This window comes from Maribellus comscasis (assembly GCF_009762775.1).
Classification (GTDB): domain Bacteria; phylum Bacteroidota; class Bacteroidia; order Bacteroidales; family Prolixibacteraceae; genus Draconibacterium; species Draconibacterium comscasis.
Window position 1 is genome coordinate 5,908,406 of record NZ_CP046401.1, and the last position, 21,724, is coordinate 5,930,129.

Here is a 21,724-nt window from a genome sequence, read left to right on the forward strand (position 1 = left end):
TTCTAACAGAAATTAGAATTTGTGGAATTTTTTTTTGCAAAAAACATACTGTATAAAAACCATTCTTTAATCGTATAATTTTTTTTAAATTGAAAGTTGATTTAACGGGGTTTTATTTTCTTTTCGCTTTTTAAGGTCTTATTATGAGAAATTTCTTTTCAGTTGGATTAATGGAATCAGATGCTTTATACCTGGAAAGTATTATGAAAAAGGCATTTCCCGGTGCAGCCTGTTTCTCATACAAAAAGACAACTGAACTGTTTAATCCCGGCAACAGTAAACCTCCTGATTTAATTTTTTTAGCAAGCCAGCTCAAAAGCACAGATTCTGCAAAAGCGTGTATTCGGTTAAAAGATGCGCTAGCTTTTAAAGATGTACCGGTTATAGTTTTAAATTATGACAGCGAAGAGAAAATCTTGAAAAGTTTGCTGGATGCAGGAGTTGATGCGTTTTTATCAAAACCTTTTACCGGTGCAGAGTGTATTGCTTTGGTTAATACCCTTTTAAAAAGCAGAACGGGAAAACAGAACACTGCGAATGAACCAATGGAGTTATTGCAGGAAAGTGAGAAACGTTATCGTTATATGTTCGAGAATAATCCGCAGCCTATGTTGATTTACGACCTCGAAACATTGGAATTTTTAACAGTGAACCGGGCAGCCATTGATCACTATGGGTACAGCGCCGATGAATTTCTTTCCATGACGATAAAAGATATCAGACCCCCGGAAGATATTGATGCTTTACTCGATGACGTGGAAAAAACGTACAAGGTCTATAATAATGCAGGAGAGTGGAGACATTTGAAGAAGAACGGAGAGTTATTGTATGTTGAAATAATATCGCATGCACTGACTTTTAATGGTCGCAGGGCAAGACACGTGATGGTTAGAGATATAACAGATCGGAAGATGGCTGAATCGTCTCTTCAGGAAAATCTGGAAAATTTAAGAATCACCCTCGACTCAATCGGAGATGCTGTTATTTCTACCGATTTAAACGGACGTATAATACGGATGAATCCTGTTGCTGAGTCGTTAACAGGATGGGAACTGGAGCAGGTAAAAGGTAAACTCTTAAATGAGATATTTCATATTGCCAATGCAAAAACAAATAAAACGATCGAAAATCCGGTGGAAAAAGTTATAAGTTCCGGTCAAATTGTAGGTATGGCCAATCATACCAAGCTGATCTCGAAAAACGGGGTAGAGTATCAGATATCAGACTCTGCTGCACCTATTACTGATTCCCGAGGGAAGATTAAGGGGGTTGTTTTGGTTTTCAGAGATGTTACAAAGGAATATGAAATAAGAAATAAACTGGAAGAGAATGAAGAACGTTTAAGGGCAGCTACAAATAACCTGGATGGAATTCTTTATGTAGTTGATAAAAATCTGATCATTACATTGTCAAAGGGCCTTGGGCTTGAAAAATTGAGACTAAAGCCCGATCAGGTTGTTGGACAAACTTTGTATGAGTACTATAAAACCGATGATCCAAATCATTCGATGATCCAAAAACATCGTAGGGTTTTAGGAGGCGAGCATTTGGCTTTGGAAACGCAACATGGTGATACCTATTTCTCAACAAAAGTCTCTCCGGTAAAAAATATCGCTGGCGAAATAACCGGAGCCATAGGGCTGGTAACCGATGTAACGGAAAAAATGAAAATCAACAAGCGGTTGAGGGAAAGTGAGGAAAAGTATCGTACTGTTTTTGAAAATACCGGCTCTGCTACTTGTATCCTTGAAAACGACGGGACTATTTCGCTCTGCAATTCAAAATTTGCCCAGTTGGCTGCATTACCCTTAGCCCAAATCCAAAATATAAAGAAATGGATGGATTTTGTAGTTCAGGAAGATTTGGAATCAATGGTTCAGCAACATAAATCAAGAAGAATAAAGGGAGAACAGACTTTAAATGAATATGAATTCCGGTTTATGGATGCGAACAAAAAGGAAAAGAATATTCATCTGTTTATTGACATTATTCAGGGAACAAACAAAAGCGTAGCCTCATTATTGGATATATCTGAAATAAAAAATACGGAAAAGAAACTCAGAGAAAGAGAGAGAGAGTTAAATATTAGTAATGAAAGATGGAAATTTGCCCTGGAAGGAGCCGGAGATGGCGTGTGGGACTGGGATATTATAAACAATAAGGTGATTTTTTCCGATCAATGGAAAGTGATGCTTGGTTACGAACCCTCCGAGATTGAGAATAATTTTGATGAATGGGAGAAAAGAGTCCACCCTGAAGATTTGGAAAAAGCACTTACCGACTTAAAAAATCATTTGGATGAGGAATCTTCGGAATATGTAAACGAACACCGCTTACGATGTAAGGATGGTAGTTACAAATGGATTTTGGATCGGGGAAAAGTAATTTCGAGAGATAACAGTGGCGCTGCCTTAAGAATGATAGGGATACATACCGATATAACAGAGCGAAGGGAAATGGTAGAAGCTCTGGTTTTGGCCAAGGAAAAAGCTGAAGAAAGTGATCGTTTAAAGTCTGCTTTCCTTGCCAATATGAGTCATGAAATCAGAACTCCAATGAATGGTATTCTTGGATTTGCCGATCTTTTAAAAACTCCCACACTATCTTCTCTGGAAAGGCAACAATTTGTGCAGATTATTGAAAGCAGCGGACATCGAATGTTAACCACCATCAATGATCTGATAGATATTTCAAAAATTGAAGCAGGTATGATTGATATAAAGTTATCCAAAATAAATGTTAATGAACAACTGGAATACTTATATTATTTTTTTAAGCCTGAAACAGAGAGAAAAGGGCTCGAACTTATTTATAAGAAAAACAATGAATTGATAAGTTTCAACTTTAAAACGGACAGGGAGAAGCTGATGGCTGTTTTAACAAATCTTATAAAGAATGCAGTTAAATACACCGACAAAGGAAAAGTTGAATACAGTTTTGAGGTTAAGAATGGAATTATCGGATTTTTAGTAGAGGATACAGGCATTGGCATTGGTAAAGAATACCAGAAAACTATTTTTGATCGTTTTGTTCAGGCAGATTTAAGCACAACAAAACCATATGAAGGTGCCGGACTTGGTTTATCAATAACAAAAGCCTATGTTGAAATGTTAAAGGGAAAAATAAAATTAACGTCAGATATAGGAAAAGGAAGTAAGTTTTATGTATCTTTTCCTCTTAAAAGATCAGACGAGAAAATAACTTATAAGCAGCAGCCGGATTTCAAAAATAAGGATGTAATGGATGGAATTAAGGACATAAATATTCTTGTTGTTGAAGACGACAGGATAGGAAAAATGTACATGGAAACTTTATTCAGGAACCGAAGCAAAAATCTTCTTTTTGCTTCAAACGGGATTGAAGCGGTTGAGATTTGCGAAAGTAACAAGGATATTGATTTAATTTTAATGGATATTAAAATGCCCTTAATGGATGGTTATGAAGCTACAAGAAAAATTAAATCCATTAACAGCAATATTATAATTGTAGCACAAACCGCGTTTGCATTGGCCGGCGATGAAGAAAAAGCCCTGGAAGCTGGTTGTGATGCTTATGTTACAAAACCCATTAAAAAAGAAAATCTCTTTAAAGTTATAAGTAAATATTTTAGTTATTAAAAAAGAAAACCGGAAACTGCAGCGTCTCCGGTTTTTTTTGTCTTGTTATATTTTGTTAATTCTCAGTCTTTTGTTCTGATGATTTTTCAGAGAAAAATGCAGCCACAATAGTTACAAATACTATTGCAACGGCAACGTAAACACCTGCCGGAATGGGAGCGGCTTCACCTTGCGCATACGAATGTAATCCGGATAAATAATAATTGACACCAAAATAGGTCATCAGTACTGAACTAATTCCCAGTAAAGCTGCCGCGCTCATTGTAAAATTACCTTTAAATCCGGGTATTCTGTGCATATGACCAATAAACGTATAAACCAGAATAGTGACCAAAGCCCACGTTTCCTTTGGATCCCAACCCCAGTATCTTCCCCATGATTCGTTTGCCCAAACTCCCCCTAAAAACGAGCCGATGGTGAGCAATAAAAGGCCTGTCATTAAAGTAATTTGTATAATATTTACCAATTCTCTAATGGTGAAATTTATCCTTGTCTGGTTATTTTTATTTCTAAAAATCATAAGGATGAGGTTTAATAATCCAAGCAAAGCTCCTATGCCCAGAAAACCATAACTGGATGTAATTACGGCTACATGAACAATCAGCCAGTACGATTTAAGGACAGGAACAAGATTTGTTATTTCCGGACTCATCCAGCTCATTCCGGCAACCATCAGCGCCAGACCGGATAAAACCGTCGTTAGCGACAGTGTAATTTCTGACCGATTTGCAAAAATCAACCCGCCAAGACATGTAGCCCAGCTAATAAAGATCATCGATTCATAACCGTTGCTCCATGGGGCATGACCGGAAATATACCAACGAATTCCCAAACCGGCAGTTTCTGCCAGAAATAAGAGGAGAATAAAAACAACGGCTATTCGTCTCAGGCTTTTAAACTTAATTTTTGGGTTAAATAAGGTTATTAGCTGGAGAATAAGCAGTATCAGTCCGGTAAACATAAATATTTTGGATAGTTTCCCAAAAATGTTAAGGTTGTTGTATAAAATTTCCAGGTCTATTTTGGTTTTTGCCGGTAAAATGTGTGAGCCAAATTGCTGCTGGTTATTTTTAAGATTTTTCAACAGTTGATTTGCTGTAGCCCAGTCGGCACGTTTTACTGCGCCAAGATAGGCAGAAATAGTATTTTGCGCGAACGAGGCATCTTTCTCAGTCATTTCATCTAAATGGTTAATCGAAACCCATTTATGGTTGTCGTGACCGGGAACCGGAAAAATGTTAAGGAAGTCACCGCTAAAAACTCCCATTAATATATTTACCCGTTCGTCAACATTCATAACTTCTTTATCAAGTTTGTTACGTTGGTTGTTGCTTTTGGCATAAGCAGCTGAAACCATCGAGCCGAGTTTATAACCGCCCATTTCGCGTGGAGCAACAATCATATTAAACGAAACATATTTGCCTGTTGCACCTAACATTCTTCTTAATTCAGGGTTTGCAACTTTTATTACAGGTTCTGATTTCCATTTTTCAGGATTCGCCTGCATATCCAAAAATACTTCAGTTGGCGACATTCCTTCCCAGCTGTTCTTTTTCGCTACTTTTCGCAAGATTTCAGAAGCCAGTGTAGAAACGGGCTCCACACGTCCCTGACGGCTTTGTACAACGAGTTCGGCAAATGCTGATACGTGTTTTTCGTTTAACTCTCTGTTTGCTACTGACTGTGCATTTGTGTTAAATGCAAAAACAAATCCCAAAATAAGAACGGCAAACAATTTTTTTCTTTCTTCTCTCAATTTTGCGGATGTCCGGACCAGCGTTTTAAAGCGGCTGTTTTTATTAAGTAATGTTAAAACCATACCCAATGCCATTATCAGATAGCCAAAGTATGTTATTCCCGTGCCTAAAGCATCGTGGTTAACGGAAAGTACTGTTCCTTTTTCATCCGTATCATACGATGACTGGAAAAATCGATAACCATTGTACTTTAGAATATTATTCATATAAATGCGGAAAGGCATTTCTAAACTCCCGTCTTTTAAAACCACTTCGCTTGCATAGGAAGACGGGCTGTTTGAGCCGGGATATCTCTCCAACTGAAAGTCTTCCAGATAAATGGAGAATGGTATTTCAATTATTTTGGAGCCATAGGAGACTGAAACGTCAATCCCGTTGATGTTTGTTGAATACAGCTCGCCAACTTCTCCTTTTTTGCCATAAACTATCAGGTCTTTGGAAACACCTCCGACAGTAACCTGCGTTTGCAATGCGTCCGTAACCGGAATTCCTTGCTGAGTTTGGGAATAAACCAATTGAGTTTTACCATTCATTAGAAATTGTTTGACAGCAAATGTCAGATTTCCGGCAGAGTAAGCATTTTGAGTGCTGATCTCTATTTCTTCTCCGGCGGCGTGATTTTCTGAATCGGTTTGCATCATTTGAGAAACTGAAACAGAATCAGTTGAGGAGACAAACAGCTTACCGTCTTTTATTTTAAAGTTGACTTTAACATCAGGCTCCGAGGTATTAAAACCTATCTTTGTGCCATTCAGCATTTTAGAGTTCCCTTCCTGTAAATTGAAATCAGTTCGTTGCATTCCTTCTCCAACTGCCATAACGGATACAACAGGTCCTCCGCTGGGATCGATTACCACTGTTTCCATTGCAGATGTCACGTAAAGTAAATTTTTAACGTTTATTTTTTTCCCGCCGATTTCTATTGTTTCCGAAAACCGGTTTGCCGTGTAAGGCGAAAATTTAACTTCTTTTTCTGTTTCAACGACTTGATTGCCATCAGTAGCAAGAATTTTAATTACTGCGAAGTCTGAAATTATGGTGTTGGATGAGCTTGCTTCCCTGATATGCATCATGCCTTCAAATCCATGATAACGCGTTATTGCTGCACCAATGATAATGACAATAAAAGCGATATGAAATAATAGTATAGTCCATTTCTTTTTACCAATGAGTTTGTATTTAAAAGCGCTACCTATAATATTTATACAGAGTATAATAAGCAACACCTCGAACCATTTGGAATTATATATTAAAATTTTGGCTGTTATTGTACCAAAGTCATTCTCTACAAAAGTGGCGTAAGCAATTGCAACAGCAAAAATTACAATAAGAATGCCCGTAAAGAGCATTGAAAAAAGGAACGAGACAAATTTCTTCATAATTTCCTGATGTATTTTGTAATTAAGATTTAGCGAATATCAGATTTTTTGGTCTTTTTCAAAAATTATTTGACGGAACTTATTTAAACAATTTGGTAATATAAAATGAATAAAAAACAGGTTTGTGACGAATGTACAGTCCAAAAAAATTCCTTTGTTGAACCAACAAAGGAATTTTTTATTCTTTGATTTATTGGAAACAAGAATTAATTTGTTGTAGGATCGTCATGTGCAATTTTAGCTACATATTCATCATAATTAAAGCCTTTAAAAGTTGGGCTTTCATCATTGTGACATTGAATACAAACTTCTTCGGTTGGCATAATCATTCCTTTTGATAATGCGAGCTTTTGATTTTTCATGATTGCAGCCGATTTGTAAATGCTGCCCGGCCCGTGACACGATTCACATGAAACTCCTTCATCAACTTTAATAGTAGCCACCAGGCTTTTATCCACGCTTGCAGCAGTTGAGTGGCATTTTAGACATTTAGGATCTTCTTTTTCGTCGCCTTTCAAAGTCTCCATGGCTTTTGCATGAGGTCCGGCTTCCCATTTGTTGAATTGCTCTCCTTTATCTGGTTTGTTATGACACATCTTACATTTTGCAGCACCAATGTACTTATAGTTCTGAGCCATTGTTGCCGAGCTAAAGAAAATCGCCAGCCCCAGTAAAAACATCAATTTTTTGTACTTCATAATGATATTCTTTAAAGATTAATATTACCTTTTCAAATTGTATTCCAATCTATTTTAAATATAAATAATTTTTCAATTTTATCTAATAAAGTGCTGTATGACACATTGAACACAGTTCTGTCTCCCAGGCATCTCCAATGTCTGCCGGGTGTTCGAAAACCAGGGGGTCAAATGAATTCGCATATTGCATACTGTCTTTTGTGCCTTGTGCCAAAATATTATGACACAGGTTACAATCTTTTGAAATTACTTTTCCCGATTCAGTCGCATGCCTGTCGTTGTGACAACGGTAGCATCCGTCCGACTCCATATGTCCGATGTTGTTTGGATATTCTTTCCAGCTGACCTTCATAAAAGGAAAGATGTTATTTGCATATCCGTTTTGAATTTCAGCAATTGCATTGTCAACATCAGCCTTTCTGTTTTCAAAAACCTCAGGGTAGCTCGATTCGTACCATTCCGTAACCTGCGCTTCAATGGCTTCAAAGGCACTGTCTTTATCGGGATATTCCTGATTTAGTGCCAGCATTGCAGCCAGTTTGATGCTTGGTAAGGTTTTCGATATCTTTCCTTCTGCCAAAGATTCGTCAATAAAATTTTGTGGTGCGCTATAATTATGTGATGGCCGGTTATGGCAGTCCAAACAATCCATTGACCGTGTTTCAAGGGAATCAAGTTGTGCCTGGGAGAGCATATTCTCAGCATCTGTATATATTTCAGTCTCTCCGGTTTTTAGGTTTGTAAATCTTACCCAGGGAATGATTTGCCGATTGTCGGTTGATGTTTTGTATTCAATTTTTACATCAGGGCTGATGTGTTGGTGAATGCCTTTTTCAATGACTCCGTTAACTATTTTATTACTGGTTTTGATTTGCAGGTTTATGATTCTTTCTGTGTTCTCTTCATCAGAAAGGAAGGAATGCCTAATTCTTAATTTTCTGTCGTAAAATTTATCCGGCCAATGGCACTGCTCACATGTTTCCTGTGCAGGTCTTAAGTTTGCAATAGGCGTTGGAATAGGTTGCGGATATTTTTTTGCCAAAACAGAATAAACCTGGTATAATCCTGATAATTTACTTTTTACATACCAACTTGCGCCCGAACCAACATGACACTCTACACATGCAACCCGCTCGTGTGAAGAGCCATGGTAGGTTGTATACTCCGGTTCCATAACCTGGTGACAAAGTTTTCCACAAAATTCAACCGATTCTGTATAGTGGAATGCCTCGTAGCTTCCTATTGAAGAGATGATCAAGAGAAAAACACTGCCGATTACAAAAATTACTGATGCATTTCTGGTCGCAGTATTATTAAAATCAATGATTGGCCAGTTCAGAACTTTTCCCTGGCGTTTTGCTCTTTTCGCTTTGTTGCGGTTGATTCTCATTCCAATCGGGATCAAAATCAACCCGATTACCATAAATCCGGGAAGGACGATAAATATAAACAGTCCGATATAAGATCCCCCAAATCCAAAAAAATAATTGAGAATTGTTAACGACAGGATGGAGGCGAGATTAAATAGTGCTAAAAGTGCACCGGTTATAGAAATCCAGTTTTTTACAGACGATGGTAATTTCATAGTATCTGTTTTTTAGTCGTTTACAATCTGTTTGCGAAATGCAATTTGGTAAAAAATACCTAATATTTCAACAATCGGTCTCTATTTATATATTTTCTATATATGACTGATTATTATGAGATTATGTTTTATTTCTTTTGTGTTTTTTGTTCATAACTGTTTGTGTCTTTCTTATTTGTCAAGACTTCCAAACCTGATTCGTTTTATATTTGTTTTTCTTTTTTGCATTTCTGTTTTTCCCTGAAAAAGGTGTCTTGAATAACAAGTGGTGTTACTATTTTAAATCCTTGTCTGAAAGAACGTTAATTTTTTCTTTTTCTATTTTATACATGGTGCCATCCACTAACAATACTTTTGAAGTTTTCTATCGGATTTTTACCAATTGATGCAACATATAAATGAATGATAAGAAAAATAGAAATAAAAAACCCCATGGCAGAATGCAGAATGGCCGTTAAAAATACACCACTTATATTGTACACTCTGTCGATGATGGTTTCCGGATACAGTAGTGCAAAACCACTGATGATTACCAAAGGAACAGCCAGGTACATTACAATAATATATGAGTATTTCTGAAGTGGATTGAATTTTCTTTTTTTTGAAAGCGGGTAGGGGGCTTTCATTCCATGAAACATTCCCCATGCATAATAATATGCCTGTTTCATAGGCCTTTTAAGAAAACCCTTGGGTTTTACAATGTAAAACTTTTTATTGCCGGTAAACAAATTTCCCAATAAAAACAACAAGTAGTTTACTGAAACGATTACACCGGCATAGTTGTGGATATTTACAATCGCGTTAAAGCCTATAAAATTATTTTCAATTCCCGAATTCATTGAGATTCCTGAAAAAATCAGAAGAATTATTCCAACCGCATTAATACCATGCCAGATTCTTAACCAAAGTGGATAAAAATATATTTTTTTGTCCGATTCCATATCAATTATTTTTTTAATATCCTGAAAATTAAGTGAGTGATAATTCCCGCCATCGCTACAAGAAAGATAATAATACTTAAAATTTTAAGTAGGGGAAGTTGATGTGTACCAATTACGTATGAATCGTTAGATAAAACGCCTAATCCCCCCCCGTCTTCTGCTCTTTGCTGAAGATTCTGGTATTTGTAAAGCGATGCTTTTAGTTTTGAATTGGCAGAATGACATTCAGCACACTTGCGAACCGCGAGTTTTTTTTCAAGAATATTATGGGAAACCATTAAACTGTCGGCTACCTGAGTATGACACTCTATACACCTGACATGTTGAAAATGTAGCTCCTGGTTGGGTAACCAATCGTGGATATTTACAATCTCAGGATTTTCGTGCCCTGCGACCAGTGAGTATTTTTTCATATCGTTGTGGCACGATAAACACATGTTGTTGCTGTACTCCACTATTTCCAGCACGCTGCTGCTGGTACGTGCCGTTGTTGCGTAAGTATGCTGACTGTGGCATTTGGAACAAGTGAAATTGTCGCCGTATACCTGATAATGTACGCTTTTTTGAAATTCTTCCTGGATTCTTTCAAATTGGTAGGTTGCAAACGATTCATCTCCACCATGGCAATCAAGGCAGGTTGCCAGGGGTTCAAGTTTTACATTTGCAGGATGAGGATAACTTGTGTACTCATAGGAATGACAGTCGGTACAATCGAAAACACTGTGAACTCCGTTTTTTAAGGCGACAGTGTCTAAAATGTAATAGGGATTCATTAACCTTTTTTCCTCTGTATCCATTAAATCGTTATGGAAACTATAGGTTTGGTTGGAATGACATTTCAAACACTGATGGTTCTCGGGATCATCATAATATTGTGCCTTTAGAGGTAATGATGCACAATACAGAATAATAAATAAAAAAAGACGATTATTCATCGGTATATATTTAAATTGATTGGATTTTTTGTTTCGGCTTTGATGACTATTTTGTGTAATGGCTGTCAATGTTTTTATTTAAATTTAATAAATATTCCGTTTCCCTGTTTTTAAAAAATGGTAATATCTTTTTATTTGATATTACCATCTTTCAGTGGAATTATTTTGGTTATAATCATGTTTTTAGAACATCCATAAACGAGTAATGGTAAAACCAATAGCAAGACCTTTGTCTTTCCAGTCTTTTTGATTGTACATCATGATGTGCTGAGGGACAATGCCATCAGCTGTTCCCACATATATTTGGAAAGCATGTGTAAATGTGAAAATTTCAACACCAAACGCCAGGTTTGGCTTTGGGTGTGTATCCCATGTCCACTGTTCCGAAATATCTTTAATTTTTAAAGGATGATCATAAGTAAAAATCAAAGATCCCTGTGGTGAGAATTTAATTCTTCCGTTTACGTGAGCTCCTATAATATCATGGTTATAATCCCATCCGGCCATATTATAATGCGTAAAGCTTGCTCCTGCCTGGATTGACAGCCAATCGTTAAATTTACGACCAATTATTAGCTGAGAATAATACGAAAGCCGGTCACCAAATTTGATTGACTTTGGTTGTGTTTCTCCTTTGGAGGAAACAACTTGTCCTGTTTCCAAAGTATTTACGTCCCTGCCATCGATTGCTGCCGATCCATATAATGCAACGGATACGGGTATTGTATTTCTTTCTGTTTGTTTGAAAATGGTCCATTTGGCGTTGAAGTCGGTGTACATGTTTGTTTTGGTCTGGCCAATCCCAATCTGTAAATTTTTAACGGGAACGTAGTTTAAAGCCAGTCTCACGTTTGCTCCGGGTGCATAAATCCCCCATAAATCCGAAGTTCCGTTGTCCATGCTGCCAAATTTGTGCTGGATGATAAATTCCAGTGTCCTGGCATCAGGAATTACAGTTGTTTGTGCGTCAATTAGAATTCCGCTTTCAAAAGGATTGGTTACCGGCTGATCTTTTTCTTCCTCCTGTGCAAAAGAATTGCTAATAACAATTCCTAAAATAAAAAGAAGCAATATATGTTTTTTCATAATTCTTGTTCTATAATTTATTAGTTATTCTTTGCTCCCTGCTGAATCCAACCTAACACATAAACAGCCTCTGTTGCTGAGTATTTCGGATGAGAATCAGTGTTGTCAGGATTTGGTCTTGTATAAATCAAACTTTCTTCCGGTGTTGAAGAGTTGATATACCTTGTACTGTTCAGCGAAGAAAAAGCGTTAGCTGCTGATAAATCGGGAAGTTGCCCCCCTGTTTTATGACATGCAACACACTTGCTTTCAAAAATTGGAATTATATCTGCTGAAAATGAAATTTCTTCCGCATCCGGATCATCTGGATCAATCACCGGAACTTCTTCTGGAACAATAAAATCATATTTACATCCAACAAAGAATAAAGCAATTAAAGCAATTGTGAATAAATATTTTAATGATTTCATTTTGTTATATTTTTAAAAAAAAGACTTCTCTTTTTTTGAAGTCTTTTTTTGTATTCAGCATATATTTTATTCTTCCAAAGCTTCAACAGCTTCAATGGTATTAATCAGTAGAGCTTTAACATATTCGGGGTTATGTACACCCAAACTGCGATCTTCTTCCAACCCAATCCAGTTATAATATGCCGAAGCCAAAACGGTTTTGTAGACACCAGGAACAACTTCGTATCCATCTTCATCGCTACCTTCCATTACTTCGTGCGCTACCAGTAAATCGCGAAGATCAATTAACATATCCTCAACAATTGTTTGAGTATTTTTGTAATCGTATGAACCATCTAAATCCTCGCCGCTATGACATTCATTACAAGCAGCCGTACTTGGAATAAAAGAGTGTCCTCCCTGTACTTCATCATTATCAAAATCCGGCATATGGCATCCCGTACATGAAGCCGTTGATAAGTGAGGATGATCTGATGTTGGGTAAGAAGCTGATCCAGGGATTTCTTCGTATCCAATACCAGCTACAACGTTGCCTTGTGGCCCGTGGTGCGGGCCCCAGTGAGAACTTGAAATATTGAATGTAGTATCTGTAGGATTTGTTACAGATGGCCCTGCTCTTCTTGACTGGTGGCAATTTCCGCAAAGGTTGCTGTTTCCGTTTAGGTCAAAAGTTACTGTTTCGTCAAATAGTGCAGCGACAGGGTCCGTAATGCGCAGTGCATAATCAACACCTTCAAAAGTTTTATGTATCCCATGACACGTGCTGCAATCAAAAGTTTCAGTATTTTCAATACCGCCTGCAACAATGTTAGCTTCGCCGAATTCTGCAAATTGCTGAAATCCTACCGGTGTATGACATCTTACACAACTTGAACTCCATTCTTCGCGTTCAAGAGTAAATTCCCCTACTGCGTGCCCAGACAATACATACTGAGATTTTTTTGCTAAGATATTGTCACTTGCATGGCAGACCAAACAGGTAACATTTCCGTCAACTCCGTCACGGCCATCACTGCCGTCGGCTCCGTCACTACCGTCTGCACCGGCAGGTCCCATTGGGCCTTCTTTAACACACGAGGAAGCTAAAAAAGCACAAATAAAGCCAAACAGAATAAGTTTAAAAGTTGATGAGCATTTCATAATTAGATAGATTTGATATTAAAATTCAATTTTTACAATATTCTGGTAGTAAAAATACTTTAGAATTGAATCTGTTTTACATGCTTGGTGGTGATATATCAAACAGAGCTTATTGATATAAAATGAAATGCGGGTTGACAAATATCAATTATCCATTTTTGCTTACAGACAATAATGCACTTTCGTTTAATATCTGGAATTCGTTTCCGTTTGTTTTAATAAAACCGGAGCTTTTAAATTCCTGTAAAATGCGAACAAAACTTTCCTTGGTCATGTTTGACATTTCTGCTAATTCCTGCCGTGTTAGAGGTATGGAGAATGTGCTTTCTCCAAATACTTCGTTCTCCAGATATAACAAGGTATCTGCAACACGCCCGGGCATATATTTTTGAGTTTGGTTTACCAATTTATTTAGCAGGTAATTATTTTGTTTGATATGGAATCGAAGCATTTCCACCGCAAATTGGTTGTTCTCTCCAAAAAGCTTTACAAGCTTTGAAGAATCGATAAGACAACAAACAACTGGCGTAACTGCTGAAATTGTAAATTTTTGAATATTTCCGTTAAATAATCCTCCTCCGGTAACAAAGTCATGTTTTGAAATTAGACGAACAATTGAATTTTTCCCTTTGATTCCTTCCACATACAACTTTGCTAAACCTTCGCGCACACAAACAACAAAAGTTGATGTTGTATTTTGTTTTACAATTGTTTCTCCCGGGTTGTATTTTATTTGTTGTTTGCCGTCGGTTAAAAAGTCCAATTCTTTGTCTGTTAAACCGACAAAAATACTTTTATCATCTTCCTCAAAACATCCTTTGCAACATCCGGAATTTAGTTTTGAGCACGTCTCACATTTTTCTTCTAAGATTTTCGCCACAATAACCTCCTCAATATAAACGGTCTAGTATTTTTGAAAATTCAAGATAAATTGAATTTTTCTTGCCCTAAACTAATAATTTAAACTAATATTTTCAATATTAGTTCATTTTTTCGATAAAAGCGAACATATGTTTTTATCTGTCGCGAGATTATTCTATAAAAATCAACAAATGGGAAGTTTGAAAGATTGTTAAATGAGCCTTGTTCCTCTTCCGCTGGAGATATTTTCGTGATTTGTGATTAAAACTTCTTTCACTCCACTTTTTTTTGCTCTGAATCCGTTATCAAGTTTAGGTATCATTCCCTCTTTTATTATCCCTTCCGATTGGCATTTTTTGAAAAGGTCATAATCTAAATCGTAAATGATGTTGTCTTCATCTTTTGCATCGAGCAAAACTCCCTTCTTTTCAAAGCAATAAAAGAGATAAACCGAATAATAACGGGCAAATTCGGTTGCAATTTCGGAAGCAATTGTGTCTGCATTTGTATTAAGTAAATTTCCTTTCCCGTCGTGAGTTAACGGAGCAATTACTGGTGTAACATTCTCGTTTATCAGAAGCCGTACTTCATCTGAGTTTACATCATCTACATCGCCAACAAAACCGTAATCAATATCTTTTACCGGTCTTTTATGTGCATGAATTAAATCTAAATCGGCACCGGTTATGCCAATGGCGTTGCAACCACGGGCCTGTAACCCGGCCACAATTTTTTTGTTTACCAATCCGCCGTAAACCATCGTAACAACTTCCAGCGTTTCATTGTCGGTAATTCTCCTTCCGTCCACCATTTTGGTTTCAATCCCCAGTTTAGCCGCTATCTGAGTAGCCGACCGTCCTCCACCGTGAACCAAAATTTTGTATCCTGAAATTTTCACAAATTGGTCGAGAAGCATGTTTAACGATTCCGGTTCTTCCACTACTTTTCCGCCAACTTTTATGATTGTTAATCTATCCATGTCGAGAATTACGTTTAAATGTTTAAAAAGTTTTCAAGGATTTTGGCTCCCACGGTTCCGCTTTTTTCCGGGTGAAACTGGGTGGCATAAAAATTATCTTTTTGAAGTGCGGCGCTAAAAGGAACAATGTAGTTACATGTTGCTGCAGTGTGTTCGCCAATGCTTGCATAATACGAGTGGACAAAATATACATATTGGTTTTCAGTCTCTTTTGTAAAAAGTGAACTCTTCAGATTTGAAATAGAATTCCATCCCATGTGCGGAACTTTTGTAATAAATTCTTCACCGGGGTTGGGAATAAAACGTTTTACTTTTTCTTCAAAAATTCCCAGACATTCCACATCGTTTTCTTCGGAATGCGAGCACATCAGTTGTAAGCCCAAACAGATTCCTAAAACAGGTTGTTTAAGTGAAACAATCACTTTGTCAAGTCCGTGTTTTTTTAGGTAATTCATGGTTGTACTGGCCTCGCCAACTCCTGGAAAAATAACTTTGTCGGCGTTTCTGATTTTTTCCGGATCTGCAGTGATTTCAGCATTTACACCCAGGCGATTCAGCGCGTTATTTACCGATTCAATATTTCCGGCGTTGTATTTTATGATTACGATGTTCATTGTTTTTTATTTCTGTGTTGTTTTTCCGGCACGTTATATTACTCGTCCTTCTTCGTAAACAATTTCATATTTTATCCCCTCCAAATCTTTAAAAAAAAGTGCATAGTAACTTTCACCGTGCTGAGGATAAAATTTAGGTTCATCAACGATATTTGCTCCGGTTTCTTTAATTTTCAAATAAAGGTTGTCCACTTCTTCGCGTGAATTGGCTTTAAAAGCCAAATGATGCAGCGAACCCGGTTTTCTTCGGTGAATGGTTTCCTCTTTGAAAACACTTCTTGGCGAAACAATCGCAAACAGTAATCGGGAATGGCCATATTCAACAACATCAAATTCGTGTGCAGCAACTGTTCCTTTGTGTTTGTGCTTCAGGTTAAATCCTAAAACAGACAGAAACTTGTCGTAAAAAGGTTCAGCTACTTTTAAATCTTTTACAGTTACAGTGATGTGGTCGATTATTGGTTCCACGATGCGTTTTTTTATTATGAGTTAGCTTTTTAATAATAAATCAATTACTTCCACCATCTCGTTAAATTCATCTTCCTTGTAAAGTCGTGTCATATAAACAATTTTTCCGGTTTTGTCGATGATTACATTTCGTGTGACTCCGGCACCCTGAGCGGCAAATTTGTAAAAAATCTTAGCGCCCGGATCTAAAGCAAGCGGATAGGTAATTTTAATGTCCTTTTCAAATTGTTTAACTTTTTCCAATGGCTCGTCCATGTCAATTCCATAGAGTGCAAAATTTTTGTTGTTTTTATGTTTTTGCCAGATTTTACTTTCAATATGTGGCATTTCTCTTCGGCAAACAACACACCAACTGGCCGTAAACTGAAGCATAACAACTTTACCTTTTAAATCGGATGTTTTGACCTTTATTCCATCGGTCAGATCAAATTCAATTTCAGGTATCTGTTGTCCAATTTTTACGATGTAACCGTAATCTTCGGGAATCTCTTGTTTTGGTATTTCGTTTAATTGCGCATAACCAAATGTTGCTGACATAAACAGGAATAAAATCGAAATTGTAGTTTTCATGATAAATTAATTAAATACAACGGTACGGTTTTTATAAACAAGAATTTTTCGTTGCAAATGTTTATATACTGCCTGCGAAAGTACAATTTTTTCCAAATCACGACCTTTCCGGATTAATTTTTGAATGGTATCAACATGGCTGCAGCGAGTGACATCCTGTTCGATAATCGGGCCGGCATCCAGATCGGAAGTAACATAATGACTGGTCGCACCGATAATTTTTACCCCTCTCTGGTGTGCCGCATGATAAGGTTTAGCTCCTGCAAAAGCAGGTAAAAAGGAATGATGAATATTGATTATTTTATTGGGATATTTTTTAACAAACGCGGGAGAAAGAATTTGCATATAACGCGCCAGAACAACAAAATCGATATTGTGTTTTTTTAGCAATTCAAGCTCTGCTTTCTCCTTTTCGTCTTTGTTTTCTTTTGTAATAGGAAAATGGTAGAAGTCGATACCAAAACGTTCAGCAACAGGTTTTAATGTTTCGTGGTTGCTGATTATCATCGGAATTTCAACATCCCATTCTCCTGCCGTGTAACGTGCCAGAATATCAAAAAGACAATGGGGCATTTTGGAAACAAACAGCGCCATTCGTGGAATTTCATCTGCAAAATATAAACGCCAGTACATTTCAAGTGGTTTTCCAATCAGGGTGTCGAAATATTCGCCGATTTTTTCTTTTGGAATGGCAAAATCTTCAAGTTCCCATTCCACCCGCATGTAAAATATTTTTTCCTGCCGATCAACGTGTTGGTCAAGGTAAAGAATATTCCCGTGGTTTTTATTCAGGAATTCAGTAACAGTGGCCAGAATACCCTGTTTGTCCGGGCAGTGAATCAGCAAAATGGCTGTGTTTTTTTTCTCGCGAAGTGGTTTTATGGTTTTCATAACTGAAAGCCCCCAAACCCCAATAAGGGGCTTTTGGCCGTGGAAGCGCGGTTTTGTTTATTTTCTATTGTCATTTTTGTATTTTATTTTAACTCCCTTAGCCTTTGAAAAGACGGGGAGGATATTATAATGAACCCTTTGTTGAAGGAAGTTCAAAGTTGAAAATATCTCGTTTTATGGCCATTTTTATGGCTTTTGCAACCGCTTTAAAAATAGCTTCTATTTTGTGATGCTCATTTGTTCCTTCTGCTTTAATATTCAAGTTTGAAAGCGAAGCGTCGGAAAATGATTTGAAAAAATGTATAAACATTTCGGTGGGCATGTCGCCTACTTTTTCACGTTTGAATTCGGTGTCCCATATTAACCAGGGGCGGCCGCCAAAATCAATCGCTGCCATTGCCAGACAATCATCCATTGGCAAACAGAAACCGTAACGTTCCATGCCTAATTTGTTGCCGATTACTTTTTTAAAAGCTTCTCCCAAAGCCAAACCTGTGTCTTCAATTGTATGGTGTTCATCTACTTCCAAATCGCCTTTTACCTGAATTGTCAGATCTGCGCCTGAGTGCCGTCCGATTTGATTCAGCATGTGATCAAAAAAGTTCAGCCCTGTTGAAATATTCGAAACACCCGAACCGTCAAGATTTAATTCAACAAAAACGTCGGTTTCTTTGGTTGTACGTTTTACTGTTGCTGTTCTTTGAGGAGCGGCAACGCAAGCGTAAATATCATCCCAGTCGTCAGAGATTAATACACAGGTATTGGTCAATTTTTGTTTTTCCAATTCTTCAGATAATGAACCGTCGTTGATAAGGATTCCTTTGGCACCCAGGTTTTTTGCCAGTTGGATGTCGGTCAAGCGGTCGCCAATTACAAAACTGTTGGCTAAATCATAATCGCCTTCCATGTATTTTGTCAGCATCCCGGTTCCGGGTTTTCGCGTATTTAAATTATCGTGCGGAAAACTTCTGTCAATGCAAATATCATCAAAAACAACACCTTCTCCTTCAAAAGCCTTCAGAATAAAATTATGCACCGGCCAGAATGTATCTTCAGGAAAAGAGTCGGTTCCCAATCCATCCTGATTGGTCACCATCACCAAATCGTAATCGAGATTTTCACGAATAAAATGCATATTCCGAAAAACTCCGGGCAAAAATCCCAGTTTTGAAAACGAATCAATTTGTTCGTCTTCTGTTTCAAAATTTAGTGTCCCGTCACGGTCTATAAATAGTACTTTTTTCATGCTGATTTTATCTCTTTTTCAAATTAGATCAATTCTTTAAACGCTGTTAACAAAGTTTCATTTTCTGAAGAGGAGCCAATTGTAATTCGTAAACTGTCATCACACAGATGTACATTTGATCGGTTTCTAACGATTATCCCTCGTTCAACAAGATAGTGATATATTCCTTTGGCATCGTGCATTTTAATCAACAGAAAATTTGCATCGGATGGATATACCTGAATTACAAACGGGAAACCTTTTAATAAATCAGCCATTTTAGCACGTTCGGCAATTAGTAGTTTTCCCCATTTTTTTACTTCTTCCGTTTTTTCAACCAGCTCCAACGCTTTTGTTTGCGTTAGAATATTCAGGTTGTACGGATACTTAATTTTATTCAGAATATTCACAATCTCGACAGATGCAAAGGCCATTCCCAACCGAATTCCGGCCATTCCCCAGGCTTTTGAAAAAGTCTGTAAAATTACGAGGTTGGCATTTTCGTTGAGTTTTGGAAGAAACGATTTTCCCGGAGCGAAATCAATGTAGGCTTCGTCCAGAACGACAATTCCGTCAAACCAATCAATTACTTTCTGAATTTTTTCTGCGTCAAGACTGTTTCCTGTCGGGTTATTGGGCGAGCAAAGGAAAATTAGTTTTGTATCTGGATTTACAGTTTCGAGAATCGCGTCAACATTAATTTCAAAATCCTCCGTCAGCGACACTTTTTTAACTTCTACATTGTTAATACCGGCTGCTACCTCGTACATTCCGTAAGTCGGATTGAAAGTGATAATATTATCGGTTCCCGGCTCGCAAAAGGCGCGGATTAATAAATCGATAGGTTCGTCGCTTCCGTTTCCTAAAAAAATATTTTCAGGAGTGATGTTCTTAATTTTTGAAATTTTTTGTTTAAGCTCTCTTTGCAGTGGGTCAGGATAACGATTGTAGGGCTCGTTAAAAGGGTTTTCGTTTGCGTCGAGAAAAACCATGGCTTCGCCGGCATATTCGTCTCTTGCTGACGAATAAGGTTTTAACTCAGCTATATTTTTTCGAAGTAGTTTATTTAAATTCATTTCTTAATTGTTGGTTTCGCCTCTACCAGGTTAATAGTTTCGGCATTTTTGGTTTATGTTTTTTTAATTTCTGAAACAAGTTCAGAATGACGAGCTTTATTAACTTTCGTCATGCTGAATTCATTTCAGCATCTTATTTTTATTATCTTTTTTTTGTTCAAAGAAACCTTACTCGTTTAAGTTTTTTAACCGCAGAGTTACCGCATTTTTGTGTGCCTCAAGCTCTTCTGCTGCAGCCATCTTCTGAATTGCCGGGCCAATATTTTTTAGCCCTTCTTCGGAAATTTCCTGAAACGTGATTTTTTTCAAAAAGCTATCGAGATTTACACCGCTATAGGAACGCGCCCAGCCGTTTGTTGGCAAGGTGTGGTTCGTTCCCGAAGCATAATCTCCTGCACTTTCAGGTGTGAGATTTCCCAGAAAAACAGAGCCTGCATTACTTATTCTTTCAGCCATTTCAATGTAATTGGCTGTACAAATAATTAAGTGTTCCGGTGCGTACTCGTTAATTAAATTGATTTGCTCGTTTTTGTTGGTTATTACAATTGCCACGCTGTTATCCAATGCTTTTGCCGCAAATTGTTTTCTTGGCAATTTATCCAGTTGTATTTGAATTTCAGTCTGAACTTTTGTTACTAAATCTTCCGAATTTGCAACCAAAATCACCTGGCTGTCAACGCCGTGTTCTGCTTGCGATAACAAATCAGAAGCAACAAAAGCCGGATTTGCAGTTTCGTCGGCAACAACCAAAACTTCCGACGGGCCGGCCGGCATATCGATGGAAACATTGTTCATGCTAACCAATTGTTTGGCTGCCATTACGTATTGATTTCCAGGACCAAAAATCTTGTAGGTTTTCGGAACTGTTTCAGAACCGTAAGCCATGGCTCCAATTGCCTGAACACCTCCCAGTTTGAAAATTTTTGTTACGCCCGAAACTTTGGCCGCATACAAAATGGCCGGGTGGATTTTCCCTTCTTTGTTGGGTGGCGAGCACAAAACAATTTCTTTGCAACCTGCAATTTGCGCCGGAAGTGCCAACATTAAAACCGTTGAAAATAGTGGTGCTGTGCCTCCCGGAATATATAATCCAACTTTTTCGATGGCAACTGCTTTTTGCCAGCAGGTAACACCCGGAGTTGTTTCCAGTTTTTTTAATTCGGGTTTTTGTGCCGCATGAAATTTTGATATGTTTTCTGAAGCAAGTTGAATGGCTGATTTTAGTTCTGTATCAACCAATTGTTCTGCTTCATTTATTTCTTCTTCTGAAACTGAAAACGATTCCAGTTGCACATCGTCAAATTTTTGGGTGAATTCACGGAGCGCTTCATCACCACGGCTTTTTATTTCGTCTAAAACTGACTGAACCCTTGTGTGAAGTTCTGAAACATCAATAAGTGGACGTTTCAAAATCTCGGGCCAGTCCTTTTTATCCGGATTTATGAATGTTTTCATAATATTTGTCGTTGTTGTTGTAATTGAAATCAGCTAC

18 protein-coding genes are annotated in these 21,724 nt (G+C 37.4%); 1 reads left to right on the forward strand and 17 read right to left on the reverse strand.

What is annotated here, in order from left to right; all coding sequences use genetic code 11:
- The first annotated feature begins 143 nt into the window (after nt 1-143).
- Nucleotides 144-3,617, forward strand: a complete 3,474-nt coding sequence (locus GM418_RS23970; protein ID WP_158869727.1) for a PAS domain S-box protein — start codon at nt 144-146, stop codon at nt 3,615-3,617.
- A gap of 55 nt (nt 3,618-3,672) precedes the next feature.
- Here GM418_RS23970 and GM418_RS23975 read toward each other — a convergent pair whose 3' ends face one another.
- The 17 genes from GM418_RS23975 to hisD form a co-directional block, all read right to left on the reverse strand.
- Nucleotides 3,673-6,753: a cytochrome c biogenesis protein gene (locus GM418_RS23975; RefSeq protein WP_158869728.1), complete on the reverse strand. Its 3,081-nt coding sequence runs from the start codon at nt 6,751-6,753 to the stop codon at nt 3,673-3,675.
- Nucleotides 6,754-6,959: 206 nt separating this feature from the next.
- Nucleotides 6,960-7,451, reverse strand: a complete 492-nt coding sequence (locus tag GM418_RS23980; protein ID WP_158869729.1) for a cytochrome c family protein — start codon at nt 7,449-7,451, stop codon at nt 6,960-6,962.
- Between the two features lie 82 nt (nt 7,452-7,533).
- Nucleotides 7,534-9,036 (reverse strand): cytochrome c3 family protein, encoded by a 1,503-nt coding sequence (locus tag GM418_RS23985; RefSeq protein WP_158869730.1) that lies wholly within the window; start codon nt 9,034-9,036, stop codon nt 7,534-7,536.
- Nucleotides 9,037-9,359: 323 nt separating this feature from the next.
- A complete protein-coding gene (locus GM418_RS23990) occupies nt 9,360-9,977 on the reverse strand; it encodes a cytochrome b/b6 domain-containing protein (protein ID WP_158869731.1) in 618 nt (205 codons plus the stop codon).
- 5 nt (nt 9,978-9,982) lie between these two features.
- A complete protein-coding gene (locus GM418_RS23995) occupies nt 9,983-10,912 on the reverse strand; it encodes a cytochrome c3 family protein (protein WP_158869732.1) in 930 nt (309 codons plus the stop codon).
- 183 nt (nt 10,913-11,095) lie between these two features.
- The gene (locus tag GM418_RS24000) at nt 11,096-11,998 is read right to left on the reverse strand and encodes a DUF5777 family beta-barrel protein (protein WP_158869733.1); all 903 of its coding nucleotides are present in this window, start codon (nt 11,996-11,998) and stop codon (nt 11,096-11,098) included.
- Nucleotides 11,999-12,018: 20 nt separating this feature from the next.
- Nucleotides 12,019-12,408, reverse strand: a complete 390-nt coding sequence (locus tag GM418_RS24005) for a hypothetical protein (RefSeq protein WP_158869734.1) — start codon at nt 12,406-12,408, stop codon at nt 12,019-12,021.
- A gap of 66 nt (nt 12,409-12,474) precedes the next feature.
- Complete coding sequence (locus GM418_RS24010) at nt 12,475-13,548, reverse strand: hypothetical protein (RefSeq protein ID WP_158869735.1); 1,074 nt, start codon at nt 13,546-13,548, stop codon at nt 12,475-12,477.
- A gap of 148 nt (nt 13,549-13,696) precedes the next feature.
- Nucleotides 13,697-14,428, reverse strand: a complete 732-nt coding sequence (locus GM418_RS24015; protein WP_158869736.1) for a Crp/Fnr family transcriptional regulator — start codon at nt 14,426-14,428, stop codon at nt 13,697-13,699.
- 192 nt (nt 14,429-14,620) lie between these two features.
- On the reverse strand, nt 14,621-15,388 hold the full coding sequence (argB, locus tag GM418_RS24020; RefSeq protein ID WP_158869737.1) for an acetylglutamate kinase: 768 nt from the start codon (nt 15,386-15,388) through the stop codon (nt 14,621-14,623).
- A gap of 14 nt (nt 15,389-15,402) precedes the next feature.
- On the reverse strand, nt 15,403-16,002 hold the full coding sequence (hisH, locus tag GM418_RS24025; protein WP_158869738.1) for an imidazole glycerol phosphate synthase subunit HisH: 600 nt from the start codon (nt 16,000-16,002) through the stop codon (nt 15,403-15,405).
- 33 nt (nt 16,003-16,035) lie between these two features.
- Entirely contained in the window at nt 16,036-16,470 is a 435-nt protein-coding gene (locus tag GM418_RS24030) for a VOC family protein (RefSeq protein WP_217447586.1), read from the reverse strand.
- Nucleotides 16,471-16,491: 21 nt separating this feature from the next.
- Complete coding sequence (locus GM418_RS24035; RefSeq protein ID WP_158869739.1) at nt 16,492-17,040, reverse strand: TlpA family protein disulfide reductase; 549 nt, start codon at nt 17,038-17,040, stop codon at nt 16,492-16,494.
- A gap of 6 nt (nt 17,041-17,046) precedes the next feature.
- Nucleotides 17,047-17,931 carry a formyltetrahydrofolate deformylase gene (gene purU, locus GM418_RS24040; RefSeq protein ID WP_158869740.1) on the reverse strand — a complete coding sequence of 295 codons (885 nt, stop codon included), beginning with the start codon at nt 17,929-17,931 and terminating at the stop codon, nt 17,047-17,049.
- A gap of 124 nt (nt 17,932-18,055) precedes the next feature.
- The gene (hisB, locus tag GM418_RS24045) at nt 18,056-19,177 is read right to left on the reverse strand and encodes a bifunctional histidinol-phosphatase/imidazoleglycerol-phosphate dehydratase HisB (RefSeq protein ID WP_158869741.1); all 1,122 of its coding nucleotides are present in this window, start codon (nt 19,175-19,177) and stop codon (nt 18,056-18,058) included.
- 23 nt (nt 19,178-19,200) lie between these two features.
- Entirely contained in the window at nt 19,201-20,232 is a 1,032-nt protein-coding gene (gene hisC / locus GM418_RS24050; protein WP_158869742.1) for a histidinol-phosphate transaminase, read from the reverse strand.
- Nucleotides 20,233-20,400: 168 nt separating this feature from the next.
- Nucleotides 20,401-21,687, reverse strand: a complete 1,287-nt coding sequence (hisD, locus tag GM418_RS24055; RefSeq protein ID WP_158869743.1) for a histidinol dehydrogenase — start codon at nt 21,685-21,687, stop codon at nt 20,401-20,403.
- Nucleotides 21,688-21,724 lie beyond the last annotated feature (37 nt).